Origin of the sequence: Pseudomonas sp. GZD-209 (genome assembly GCF_049310485.1) — a bacterium.
GTDB classification, from domain to species: Bacteria; Pseudomonadota; Gammaproteobacteria; order Pseudomonadales; family Pseudomonadaceae; genus Aquipseudomonas; species Aquipseudomonas sichuanensis.
The window spans coordinates 1-12,605 of sequence record NZ_JBMOWQ010000109.1 but is presented as its reverse complement, the minus strand read 5'-3'; the positions used below and the strand labels follow the sequence as shown (position 1 = coordinate 12,605).

General features: G+C 63.4%; 10 protein-coding genes. 2 read left to right on the top strand and 8 right to left on the bottom strand.

Features of this window, described 5'->3' with window-relative positions:
- Positions 1-65: 65 nt before the first annotated feature.
- The 8 genes from ACO6VM_RS13840 to ACO6VM_RS13805 all read right to left on the bottom strand — a co-directional run bounded on the left by ACO6VM_RS13840 (position 66) and on the right by ACO6VM_RS13805 (position 10,781).
- Positions 66-965 carry a peptidoglycan DD-metalloendopeptidase family protein gene (locus tag ACO6VM_RS13840; RefSeq protein WP_401055884.1) on the bottom strand — a complete coding sequence of 300 codons (900 nt, stop codon included), beginning with the start codon at positions 963-965 and terminating at the stop codon, positions 66-68.
- Between the two features lie 233 nt (positions 966-1,198).
- The gene (locus ACO6VM_RS13835; RefSeq protein ID WP_153786758.1) at positions 1,199-2,107 is read right to left on the bottom strand and encodes a response regulator; all 909 of its coding nucleotides are present in this window, start codon (positions 2,105-2,107) and stop codon (positions 1,199-1,201) included.
- A 164-nt stretch (positions 2,108-2,271) separates the two neighbouring features.
- Positions 2,272-3,042: a phosphate signaling complex protein PhoU gene (phoU, locus tag ACO6VM_RS13830; protein WP_125466082.1), complete on the bottom strand. Its 771-nt coding sequence runs from the start codon at positions 3,040-3,042 to the stop codon at positions 2,272-2,274.
- Positions 3,043-3,206: 164 nt separating this feature from the next.
- Positions 3,207-4,046 (bottom strand): phosphate ABC transporter ATP-binding protein PstB, encoded by an 840-nt coding sequence (gene pstB, locus ACO6VM_RS13825; RefSeq protein ID WP_401055886.1) that lies wholly within the window; start codon positions 4,044-4,046, stop codon positions 3,207-3,209.
- Positions 4,047-4,118: 72 nt separating this feature from the next.
- The gene (pstA, locus tag ACO6VM_RS13820; RefSeq protein WP_401055888.1) at positions 4,119-5,789 is read right to left on the bottom strand and encodes a phosphate ABC transporter permease PstA; all 1,671 of its coding nucleotides are present in this window, start codon (positions 5,787-5,789) and stop codon (positions 4,119-4,121) included.
- Positions 5,790-5,806: 17 nt separating this feature from the next.
- Entirely contained in the window at positions 5,807-8,095 is a 2,289-nt protein-coding gene (locus ACO6VM_RS13815) for an ABC transporter permease subunit (RefSeq protein ID WP_401055890.1), read from the bottom strand.
- Positions 8,096-8,235: 140 nt separating this feature from the next.
- The gene (locus tag ACO6VM_RS13810) at positions 8,236-9,234 is read right to left on the bottom strand and encodes a phosphate ABC transporter substrate-binding protein PstS (RefSeq protein WP_110991966.1); all 999 of its coding nucleotides are present in this window, start codon (positions 9,232-9,234) and stop codon (positions 8,236-8,238) included.
- Positions 9,235-9,491: 257 nt separating this feature from the next.
- The gene (locus tag ACO6VM_RS13805; RefSeq protein WP_401055892.1) at positions 9,492-10,781 is read right to left on the bottom strand and encodes an MFS transporter; all 1,290 of its coding nucleotides are present in this window, start codon (positions 10,779-10,781) and stop codon (positions 9,492-9,494) included.
- 360 nt (positions 10,782-11,141) lie between these two features.
- On the opposite strand from ACO6VM_RS13805, the gene ACO6VM_RS13800 reads away from it, so the two are divergent.
- Both ACO6VM_RS13800 and ACO6VM_RS13795 read left to right on the top strand, forming a co-directional pair.
- Positions 11,142-11,540: an acyl-CoA thioesterase gene (locus ACO6VM_RS13800; RefSeq protein WP_003253317.1), complete on the top strand. Its 399-nt coding sequence runs from the start codon at positions 11,142-11,144 to the stop codon at positions 11,538-11,540.
- 73 nt (positions 11,541-11,613) lie between these two features.
- Complete coding sequence (locus tag ACO6VM_RS13795) at positions 11,614-12,510, top strand: D-hexose-6-phosphate mutarotase (protein ID WP_401055894.1); 897 nt, start codon at positions 11,614-11,616, stop codon at positions 12,508-12,510.
- Positions 12,511-12,605: the final 95 nt, after the last annotated feature.

The window sequence follows — 12,605 nt, the reverse complement described above, 5'->3', positions numbered from 1 at the left end:
GGGACACTCCACCCCTCTTCCTTTTGGTGTGGCGGGTGTGGGAGCGGGCTTGCCCCGCGATGTTTTCAGGGGTTGCCTGCGGTGAAATCCGGCATCCCGCCAATCGGCCGGTCGAACTGATAGGGGATCGACTCCAACGCCAGCCCCACGTTGCGCTGCACCACGAAATGCAGATGCGGCCCACTGCTGTTGCCGGTATTGCCCGACTTGGCCAGCGCCTGCCCCACCACCACCTGCTGCCCCTCCGCCACCACCACCGAACCGCGCATCAGGTGCAGGTAGACGCCCATGGTGCCGTCCGGGTGCAGGATGCGCACGAAGTTGCCCGCCGGGTTGCTACCACGCCCGGTCTGGCTGTTCTCGATCCGGACCACCACCCCGCCCCTGGCCGCGATGATCGGCGTGCCCTCGGGCATGGCGATATCGATGGCGTAGCGCCCCTTCGGGCCGAAATGGCTGAAGCGCCCATTGGGCCCCTGGCTGATGCGAAACGGCCCGCCCTTCCACGGGAAGGGGTAGCGATAGCCCTGGGTACGCTGGATGGGATCGCCCATGGCGTATTCGAACTTGCTGACGTATTTCAACGGCCCGCTGGGTGCGGCCAGTATGACGCTGAGCATCTGGGTCGAACGCGCGGGCACCACACGCCTGATCAGGCGCGGGGCATTGCCGCCGAAGGCATTGGCCAGGCCATTCAGGCGCAGTTCGACCTCCATGGGCACATGCAGCTCGTTACGCGCCACGAAACGCACGCCGCCACGGAATGCCTCGGTCTGCAGGCGCACCTGGCCATCAAGGCGCTCGACCATGGGCTCGTGAACGATCAAGGGTTTTGCCCCTGGGCTGGGGCTTTCGGAATAAGAGACCACACCGAAATCGTCGGTGGTCTTGTAGACGGTCATGCCCAGGCTCGACGCCGAGGCCGTGAGCAAGGCACAGAACAGCAGCAGGCGGGCGGGCGGCATGATAGTGGCTTTTTGACAGTGGAGTTCTGTCGAAGCCTAGCAGCCGATTTCAAGACGAGTTGCTACAGCTGGTCGGAAGACATGAGCTCACACCGACCTGTAGGAGCGGCCTTGTGCCGCGAAAGGGCTGCGCAGCAGCCCCAGATCTTGACCAGTGGCAAAGATCATTGGGGCCGCTTTGCGGCCCTTTCGCGACGCAAGGCCGCTCCTACAGGGGCCTTGTCGTCGGCAGGTCAGGCGCCGGGCGTGAAGTGCTTCTGCGCAGTGCCACGGGCAATCAGCCGCGACAGGTAATCGAGCTTCTGCGCATCCTGATCGACGAACTTGAAGTTCAATTGCAGCCAGTCGCTGTCCGGCTTCGGCTCCAGCGCCGCAACGGCGTGCAGGTAGCCGTTCAGCCGCGCCACTTCGGCGTTCTCGCCTTGCTCAAGGTCGAGCACCGCACCTTCGAGCACCTGCGGCAGGTTGGCGCTGCGACGCACCACCAGCAACGCCTCCTTCAGGCTCAGGGCCTTGATCACGCAAGGTTGCGGACCGCTGGCCAGGCGCAGCTGACCCTGCCCGCGGCCGGTCGGTGCTGCAGCTGCGGCCGCTTTCGGCGCAGGGGCATTGATCAACGGCTTGGCGGCCGTTGCAGCTGGCGCGGCAGGGGCGGCTACCTTGGCGGCTTCCGGGCGGCCCCCGGTCAGGGCGCTGAGCGAATCGTTGGCAAATGCCGAGTTGACCCGCGCCGGCCCACTCGCCATCAGGCTGTCGAGCTTGCCGATCTTGGTCAGCGACTTTTTCACCTTGGTCAGCAGCTGTTCGTTGGTGAACGGCTTGCCGACAAAATCGGAGACGCCGGCCTGGATGGCCTGGATCACGTTCTCCTTGTCACCACGGCTGGTCACCATGATGAACTGCATGGTCTTCATTTCTTCCTGCTGGCGGCACCAGCTCAGCAGCTCGAGGCCGGACATCTCCGGCATCTCCCAGTCGCACAGGACCAGGTCGAAACGCTCCTTGCTGAGCATGGCCATGGCTTTGCGGCCGTTGACCGCATCTTCGATTACCATGCCCGGGAAGGCATTACGCAGGCACTTCTTTACCAGATCGCGGATGAACGGGGCATCGTCCACGACCAGCACATTGACTTTACTCATCGATACTCCTCTTGAATCCCGACTAGCATACCGCCGACTGATGGCCATTTGCCAAAACACGGGTCACGCCGGGACTTCTCTTCACGTTCGCGGCTGCCTGCAGGGTGCTCGACCGCAAACGAAAACGCCCGGCGGATGCCGGGCGTTGTTGCTCGGGAGCAATTCTATTTATCGTCCGGTTCAGCCGGAACATTAGCGATTTCGCCCTCATCGAAGGCCTCGCCCTGGACTTCAGCTTTCATGCGCTTGAGGCCCATGTGGCGCACGTCGGTGCCGCGTACCAGATAGATCACCAGCTCCGAGATGTTGCGCGCGTGGTCGCCGATCCGCTCCAGCGAGCGCAGGGCCCAGATCACGCTGAGCACGCGAGTGATCGAACGCGGATCTTCCATCATGTAGGTGACCAGTTCGCGCAACGCGGTCTTGTACTCGCGGTCGATGGTCTTGTCGTACTGGGCCACCGACAGCGCCAGGTCGGCGTCGAAACGGGCGAAGGCATCCAGTGCGTCACGCACCATGTTGCGCACCTGGTCGCCGATGTGGCGCACCTCGACATAACCCCGTGGCGACACGCCTTCTTCGCACAGCTGGATGGCGCGCCGGGCGATCTTGGTGGATTCGTCACCGATGCGCTCCAGGTCGATCACCGACTTGGAAATGCTGATGATCAGACGCAGGTCGGAGGCTGCCGGCTGGCGGCGGGCGAGGATGCGCACGCATTCCTCGTCGATGTTGCGCTCCATCTGGTTGATCTGTTCGTCGACTTCACGCACTTGCTGGGCCAGGCCCGAGTCGGCCTCGATCAGCGCGGTGACGGCGTCGTTGACCTGCTTCTCGACCAGCCCGCCCATGGCCAGTAGGTGGCTGCGCACCTCTTCGAGCTCGGCGTTGAACTGCTGGGAAATGTGGTGGGTAAGGCTTTCTTTGTTGATCATCGTTTCGCTCCGCGAAGCAGCTGCAAGCTTCAAGTCGTTCGTGTCGTTCCCTGGCAATGAAAATCTGGCGTGGGAGCGGCGGTGCGCCGCTGCGACTTGCCCCGCGATTTGCGATCGCCAGCACTGTCGCAATCGCGGGGCAAGCCCGCTCCCACGAAACCGACCTAACCGTAGCGGCCAGTGATGTAGTCTTCGGTCTGCTTCTTCGCCGGGTTGGTGAACAGGGTGTCGGTATCACCGAACTCGACCAGTTTGCCCATGTACATGAACGCGGTGTAGTCCGAAACACGGGCCGCTTGCTGCATGTTGTGGGTAACGATGACGATGGTGTACTTGGATTTCAGTTCGTAGATCAGCTCTTCGACTTTCAGCGTCGAGATCGGGTCCAGTGCCGAGCACGGCTCGTCGAGCAGCAGCACTTCCGGCTCGACGGCGATGGTACGGGCAATCACCAGACGCTGCTGCTGGCCACCGGACAGGCCCAGCGCCGATTCGTGCAGGCGGTCCTTGACCTCATCCCACAGGGCCGCGCCCTTCAGCGCCCACTCCACGGCTTCATCGAGGGTGCGCTTCTTGTTGATGCCCTGGATGCGCAGGCCGTAGACCACGTTCTCGTAGATGGTCTTGGGGAACGGGTTGGGCTTCTGGAACACCATGCCCACGCGGCGGCGCAGCTCGGCCACGTCCTCGCCCTTGCGGTAGATGTTGTTGCCGTACAGGTTGATGGCGCCCTCAACGCGGCAGCCGTCAACCAGATCGTTCATGCGGTTGAAGGTGCGCAGCAGGGTCGACTTGCCGCAGCCGGACGGGCCGATGAAGGCGGTCACGCGCTGCTTGGGGATATTCATGCTGACGTCGAACAGCGCCTGCTTGTCGCCGTAGAACAGGGACAGACCGGGCACTTCGATGGCCACGGTCTCTTCAGCCAGGCGCAGGCTCTGCTTGTCGCGGCCCAGGGCCGACATGTCGATGCCGTGGGCGTGGGCGTGGGATTCATGCTGCATGGTCAACTCCATACGCTATCAATTCGTTTCAAAGGGCCGCCCGGGCTGCGGGCGGCGCGCTTGCAATCAGGATCAGCTGTCGAGGGCCTTGTACTTCTCGCGCAGGTGGTTACGCATCCACACCGCCGAGAGGTTGAGGGTGGCGATCACCAGCACCAGCAGCAACGCGGTGGCATACACCAGCGGCCGCGCGGCCTCGACGTTGGGGCTCTGGAAGCCGACGTCGTAGATGTGGAAGCCCAGGTGCATGATCTTCTGGTCCAGGTGCAGGTACGGGTAGTTGCCGTCCACCGGCAGCGATGGCGCCAGCTTCACCACACCCACCAGCATCAGCGGGGCCACTTCACCGGCGGCGCGGGCCACGGCGAGGATCATGCCGGTCATCATGGCCGGGCTGGCCATCGGCAGGACGATCTTCCACAGGGTCTCGGCCTTGGTCGCACCCAGGGCCAGCGAGCCTTCACGCACGGTGCGTGGGATGCGCGCCAGGCCTTCCTCGGTGGCCACGATCACCACCGGCACCGCCAGCAGCGCCAGGGTCAGCGAAGCCCACAGCAGGCCAGGCGTACCCAGGGTAGGCGCCGGCAGCGACTCGGGGAAGAACAGGCGATCGATCGAACCGCCCAGTACATAGACGAAGAAGCCCAGGCCGAACACGCCGTAAACGATAGCCGGTACACCGGCCAGGTTGTTCACGGCGATGCGGATCAAGCGGGTCACCGGGCCCTGCTTGGCGTACTCGCGCAGGTAGACTGCGGCCAGAACGCCGAACGGGGTGACGATCACGGCCATGATCAGGGTCATCATCACGGTGCCGAAGATGGCCGGGAAGATACCCCCTTCAGTGTTGGCCTCACGCGGGTCATCGCTGAGGAACTCCCACACCTTGGCGAAGTAGGCGCCCATCTTGGTCAGGCCGGACATGGCGTTCGGCTGGATCGCGTGGACCACCTTGCTCAGGTTGATCTCCACTTCGCGGCCGTTGCCGTCGCGGGCCACCAGGCTGTCGCGGGCGAAGGCCTGGTGCAGGCCGCTCAGGCGCTCTTCGATGGCCTTGTAACGGTTGTTCAGCTCGGCGCGCTCGGCGTCCATGTCGGCCTGGGCGGCGGCATCGAGCTTGCCGTCCAGTTCCAGCTTGCGGCCATGCAGGCGCAGGCGCTCCAGGCCGTGGTTGATGGCGCCGATGTCTTTCTTCTCGAGCTTCACCAACTGGTCGTTGAGTTCGCTGGCACGCTTGAGGCGGGCCTGCAGCTCGTTCCAGGCCTCAGACCCCTGGGCGACCACCCGCCCGTCTTCCTTGACGCTGACCAGGTAACCGTAGAAGTTGCCCCACTCGCGGCGCTCCAGGGCGATCAGCTCGGCGGGCCTCTGCTGGTCCACCAGCCAGTCGCCGACCACCCAGGTGAAGTCGCTGCCGTTGAGGTCGCGGTTACCGATCTTGATCAGCTCGCGGGTCATGAACTCCGGGCCCTGGTCGGGCACCGGCAGGCCGGCACCCTTGAGGCGTTCGCGCGGTACTTCTTCCTTCTGTACCACTTCACCGATGATCACGTGATCGGCCTGGCCAGGCACCTTGTAGGTGGCCTGGACCAGGTCGGCCGGCCAGAAATGGCCCAAACCACGCACGGCGATCACGGCCAGCAGGCCGACGGTCATGATGACCGCCATGGCCACCGCGCCACCGCTGATCCAGACGCCGGGGGCGCCGCTCTTGAACCAGCCTTTGAGGGAATCCTTTTTCACGGATCTCTACCTTTCTATCAAAGCGACGAGTATTTCTTGCGCAGGCGCTGGCGAATCAGCTCGGCCAAGGTGTTCATGATGAACGTGAACATCAGCAGCACGAGGGCGGCGAGGAACAGCACACGATAGTGGCTGCCACCGACTTCCGATTCCGGCATTTCCACGGCCACGTTGGCGGCCAGGGTGCGCATGCCCTCGAACAGGTTCATTTCCATCACCGGGGTGTTGCCGGTGGCCATGAGCACGATCATGGTCTCGCCCACCGCACGGCCCATGCCGATCATCAGCGCCGAGAAGATACCCGGGCTGGCGGTGAGGATGACCACGCGGGTCAGGGTCTGCCACGGCGTGGCACCCAGGGCCAGCGAGCCCAGGGTGAGGCTGCGCGGCACGCTGAACACGGCGTCTTCGGCAATGGAGTAGATGTTCGGGATGACCGCAAAGCCCATGGCGATACCGACCACCAGGGCGTTGCGCTGGTCGTAGGTGATCCCCAGGTCGTTGCTGACCCACAGGCGCATGTCGCCACCGAAGAACCAGCTTTCCATGAACGGGCTCATGTACAGCGCGAACCAGCCGATCGCCAGGATCACCGGGATCAGGATCGCCGCCTCCCAGCCATCCGGGATACGCAGGCGGATCGACTCCGGCAGGCGGCTCCAGGCAAAACCTGCGACCAGGATGCCCACCGGCAGGATCAGCAGCAGGCTGAACACGCCCGGCAGGTGGCCTTCAAGGTACGGCGCGAGGAACAGGCCGGCGAAGAAGCCGAGGATCACTGTCGGCATCGCTTCCATCAGTTCGATCACCGGCTTGACCTTGCGGCGCATGCCCGGGGCCATGAAGTAGGCGGTGTAGATGGCGGCGGCGATGGCCAGCGGGGCAGCCAGGATCATCGCGTAGAACGCGGCCTTGAGCGTACCGAAGGTCAGCGGCGACAGGCTCAGCTTGGGTTCGAAGTCGGTGTTCGAGGCGGTCGACTGCCAGACGTATTTAGGCTCGTCGTAGTTCTCGTACCAGACCTTGCCCCACAGCGCGCTGAAGGAAACCTCCGGGTGCGGGTTGCGCAGGCTCAGTGGCAGCAGCTTGCCGCCTTCTTCGATGATGATGCGGTTGGCGCGTGGCGACAGGGCCAGGATGCCCGCGCCTTCGGCGACCGGCTCGACCAGCAGGGTACGGTGCGCGGTGCTGTGGAACACACCCAGCTTGCCGGCGCTGTCGAGGGCGATGAAGCCCTTGCGGCGCTCTTCGGCGTCGATCTGCACCACCGGGGCATTGCCCAGCTGGAAGCTGCGGATCAGTTTCAGGCGCGACTCGCCATCCGGGTCGCGGGCCATGAACCACTGGCTCAGGCCACCCTTGGAATCACCGAAGATCAGCGAGATGCCGCCGACCAGTTGGCCGCTGGCGGTGATTTCGGCGTTGCCGTCCTCGAGCAGTTTGTAGCGGCCGTTGAGGCTCTTCTCACGCAGGCTGAAGACGTCGGCGGTGGCACGGCCGTTGATCACGTACAGCCACTGCTGGCGCGGGTCGATGAAGATGTTCTTCACCGTCTCGGTCATCTGCGGCAGTTCGATGCGGTTCTGCTCGACGGTGACCTCGTCGGTCATCATGTTCTCGGTGCGCGACAGTTCGATCACCTGCAGGTGCGCACCGGTGGAGCCGGCCAGCAACAGGGTGTCGCCATTGACGTTGACGCTCACGTGTTCCAGCGCGCGGCCCTGGTCATCCAGGGTGAACAGGTCCTGACCATAGGGGTAGTCGATGCCCGCCTCGATGGTCTTCTTGTTGTCCGGATAGGTGATCTTGTAGCTGTGGTTGAACACCAGCGCCTGGCCGTTGGACAGGCCCAGCACCACCAGCGGGCTACCCGGCTGATCGGTGCTGATCGAGCTGACCTGGGTGCCGGCAGGCACTGGCAGGTCGACGCGTTTGAGTTCGTTACCGGTCTTGGTATCGAAGAACAGGGCCTGGCCCTTGTCGGAAACGCGCATGCCCACGAGGTTCTGCTCCTCGAGGGCGATCATCAGCGGCTTGCCGGCATCCTGCTGCAGCCAGGTCGGCTCCAGCGCCTTCTTGCTGGTCAGCGTGGCGCCCTGGAACAGCGGCAGCACCACGTAGGCCAGATAGAAGAAGATCAGGGTAATGGCAGCCAGCACAGCCAGCCCGCCCACCAGGACGTACCAGCGGGTCAGGCGGTCCTTGAGGGCGCGCATGCGGCGCTTGCGTTGCAGCTCGGGCGTATTGAAATCAATGCGCACCGGCGGAGAATTTTGGGTCATGGTGGAGTTGGCCAGATCATTCATGCGCACACCCTAGCGGTCCCGTATGACAAAAACATGACAATGCAGTGACGCAAGAAAGCCCGCCGCGCAGGAACCCTGGCTTCGGACTGAGAGATTCGTGGACAAGGCCGGGCATCAGCACCGGCCTTATCCTCAGTTACTTACTTCTTTGCGACGTTACCGGCGTGGGACAGGCCCAGGTCAGCCAGGGTCTTGTCGACCACTTTGGCCGGCAGCGGGATGTAACCATCCTTCACCACGACCTGCTGGCCAGCCTGCGACAGCACCAGCTTGACGAACTCGGCTTCCAGCGGGGCCAGAGGCTTGTTCGGGGCCTTGTTGACGTAGACGTAGAGGAAGCGCGACAGCGGGTACGAACCGTTCAGGGCGTTGGCTTCGTTGTCTTCGATGAACTCGCCGCCTTCCTTCTTGGCCAGGGCCACGGTCTTCACGCTGGCGGTCTTGTAGCCGATGCCCGAGTAGCCGATGCCGTTCAGCGAGGAGCTGATCGACTGCACGACCGAAGCCGAGCCAGGCTGTTCGTTGACGTTAGGCTTGAAGTCGCCTTTGCACAGGGCTTCTTCCTTGAAGTAGCCGTAGGTGCCCGATACCGAGTTACGGCCGAACAGCTGGATTGGCTTGTTGGCCAGGTCGCCGGTCACACCGATGTCACCCCAGGTCTTCACGTCAGCCTTGCCGCCGCACAGGCGGGTGGACGAGAAGATGGCGTCGACCTGAGCCATGGTCAGGCCCTTGATCGGGTTGTCCTTGTGCACGAACACGGCCAGGGCGTCGACGGCAACCGGGATGGCGGTTGGCTTGTAGCCGTACTTCTGCTCGAAGGCCTGCAGCTCGACGTCCTTCATCTTACGGCTCATCGGGCCCAGGTTGGCGGTGCCTTCGGTCAGCGCGGGTGGCGCGGTAGAGGAGCCGGCGGCCTGGATCTGGATGTTTACGTTCGGATATTCCTTCTTGTAGGCCTCGGCCCACAGAGTCATCAGGTTGGCGAGGGTGTCCGAACCGACGCTGGAGAGGTTACCCGATACACCGGTGGTCTTGGTGTAGGTCGGGATGGCTGGGTCGACAGCGGCGACCGCATTGGCGGTGGCAACGCCAGCGGCGGCAAAGGTCAGGGCCGCCATCAAACGCTTCAGTTTCATGCCTTGCTCCTAGCAGGAATATCGTAGGGGTTGTGATGGAACGGGCCCAAGTATCTGCAGGCCGCATGAACACGATATGACTCCAATATGACAATTGGATGAAAGGCCATCACCGGGTGCCCGGGATGGCCTTTCAAGATGTTTCAAGAAGGGTTCGAGCAGGTCCGCCCTCTTCGCGGGTTTACCCGATGCCACAAGGCTTGCGCCCTGCCTGTGGGAGCGGGTTTACCCGCGAAGAGGCCTGCAGTGCCAGCCGCTTAGCGCTTGTTGGCGAGCAAGTAGAGACCCACGGCCAGACCAACGGCACACAGACATGCCACGTAGTAGGCCGGCGCCATCGGGCTGAACTTGAGCAGCGCGGTCACCACCATCGGGGTCAAACCGCCGAAGATGGCGTAGGCCAGGTTGTAGGAGAACGACAGCCCACTGAAGCGCACCACCGGCGGGAACGCCTTGACCATCACGTACGGCACGGCGCCGACGATACCCACGCACAACCCGGTCAGGGCATACAGCGGGAACAACAGGTCCGGGCGGGTCGGCAGGCTGTGGTAGAAGGCCCAGGACGAGACCAGCAGTGCCAGGCTGCCAACGATGAACACACGCCCGGCGCCGAAACGGTCGGCCAGGCTACCAGCAGCAACACAGCCCAGGCTGAGCAGCACGATGGCCAGGCTGTTGGCCTTGAGCGAATCGGTGGGGCTGACGTGGTAGAGGCTCTGCAGCAGGGCCGGGGTCATCAGGATGATCACCACGATGCCGGCCGACAGCAACCAGGTGAGCAGCATCGACAGGATGATCGCGCCGCGGTGGTCGCGCAGCACCGCGCGCAGCGGCAGCTCCTCGGCCAGGGCCTTGCGCGCCTGCATTTCGGCAAACACCGGGGTCTCATGCAGCCAGCGGCGCAGGTAGACCGCGAAGAAGCCGAACACCCCACCGAGCAGGAACGGAATACGCCAAGCAAAGTCCGCCACTTCGTACGGGGTATAGATCGTGTTGATCAGTGTCGCCACCAGCGAACCAAGTAGGATGCCCGAAGTCAGGCCAGCAGTCAGGGTGCCGCAGGCATAGCCGGTGTTGCGCGCCGGCACGTGCTCGGAGACAAACACCCAGGCGCCCGGCACTTCACCACCGATGGCCGCACCCTGGATGACACGCATCAACAGCAGCAGGATCGGCGCCCACAGGCCGATCTGTGCATAAGTTGGCAGCAGGCCCATGACCAGGGTCGGCAGCGCCATCATGAAGATGCTCAGGGTGAACATCTTCTTGCGCCCGAGCAGGTCACCGAAGTGGGCCATGACGATGCCGCCCAGTGGCCGTGCCAGGTAGCCGGCGGCGAAGATGCCGAAGGTCTGCATCAGGCGCAGCCATTCGGGCATGTCGGCGGGGAAGAACAGCTTGCCCACCACCGTGGCGAAGAACACGAAGATGATGAAGTCGTAGAACTCCAGGGCACCACCGAGGGCGGACAGAGAGAGGGTCTTGTAGTCGCTGCGGGTCAGCGGCCTGGAAGGCTGCTCGATACTGCTCGGCACGGAGGTCATCGCTGCTTGTTCTCTTTTAGTGTGCAGGCCGCTTGGCATGCGGCTTCTGGATTGGCTAGCGGGTGAAGATAACAAATTGCCGAGCAGCGCTCATAGCGGTACAAAATCCGTACAGATATTCATGAATGTGACGTCGTCGCTGGTTGTAAGGGTCTATATACTGCCCGCTCGTAGGAAAAGGTTGATTCTGGTGCGGGATGTTGTGCGAAAACGTCGGTCTCTATTGTCAGACTGTTTCGCAGAGTCTCCCCTTTGGCCGCCCCGAAGCGAAATCAGCGTAGTATGCGAGCAGCTGAATCGTTTTTACGGCGTCCTTCACTGCGCCACCCACGAAGCGTCACGGGTCAGAGGCCCCACGGCATGATTGAGCTCGAACAAGAAGATCCTATCCCGCAGGGCGATCTGGCCTTGCAGATCACCGCACTGCCGCGCGAAACCAACGGTTTTGGCGACATCTTCGGCGGCTGGCTGGTCGCGCAGATGGACCTGGCCGGTACCGCCATGGCCAGCCGCGTCGCCGGTGGCCGCGTGGCCACGGTGGCCATCGACCGCATGGCCTTCCTGGTGCCGGTGGCCGTGGGCGCGCAGCTCTCCTTTTATACCCAGACCCTGGAAATCGGCCGCAGCTCGATCCAGATGATGGTCGAAGTGTGGAGCGACGATCCGCTGTCCAGCGAATGGCGCAAGGTCACCGAAGCGGTGTTCGTGTTCGTCGCCATCGACGGCAGCGGCCGCACCCGCTCGGTGCCTCGTCGCTAACCTGCGCGAGCGGTAAACTCATTGCAGGTCACCGGGTCCAACGGCCCGACAGGCATTCAATGAGACGAGCGCAATGGCTACCTATCAGGTCGACACCGAGCAACACGGCGAACTCAACTGCTGGCGCATCACCAGCGACCGCGCCGAACTTCTGATCGCCCAGCAGGGCGCGCAGGTCCTCAGCTACCAGCGCATCGGCGAGCCGCCTCTGCTGTGGCTGAGCGACCAGGCCATCTTCCGTCAGGGCAAGTCAGTGCGTGCCGGGGTACCGGTGTGCTGGCCCTGGTTCGGCAATCTGCAGCGCAACCCGCAATCGGTCCAGGACATGTTCCAGGGCGAACAGGCAGCGGCCCACGGCTTGGCTCGTGGCCGCGACTGGCAGTTGCTCGGCATGGAAGAGTCCGGCAACAACCTGCTTATCGAATTCACCCTGCCCGAAGCCCAGGGCGAGCTGCCAGGCTGGCCCCATGACGTCGAGCTCAAACTGCGGGTGGAGCTGGGCGATCAGTTGCAAATGACCCTCACCAGCTACAACCTCGGCAATACCAATGTCACCCTCAGCCAGGCCCTGCACAGTTACTTCGCCGTGAGCGACGTGCGCCAGGTGCAGGTGGAAGGCGTCGATGGCCTGGGCTATATCGAAACCCTGGCCGACTGGGAGCAGCGCCAGCAGCAGGGCAATCTGGCGTTCACCGGCGAGACCGACCGCATCTACCTGAATGCGCCCCAACAGCTGGCCATCGTCGACCCGCACTGGAACCGGCGCATCACCCTGCAGGCCATCGGTTCACGCAGCGCGGTGATCTGGAACCCCTGGACCGACCGCGCCCAGGAGCTGCCGGACATGGCCGACGATGGCTGGCAGCGCATGCTGTGCATCGAGACGGCGAACGTGTGGGACGACGTGGTGGAGCTGAAGCCTGGGGCGAGTCATTCGCTGAGCGTAGTGATCGGTAGCGAAGCGCTCTGATCTGAAATTTTCAAGGTCAGTGCCGGCCCTGGTGGGGGGGGGGGAGAACCCACAAAAGCCGCGGAAGGAGGGGGGGGGGGGGGGGACAAAAGAAA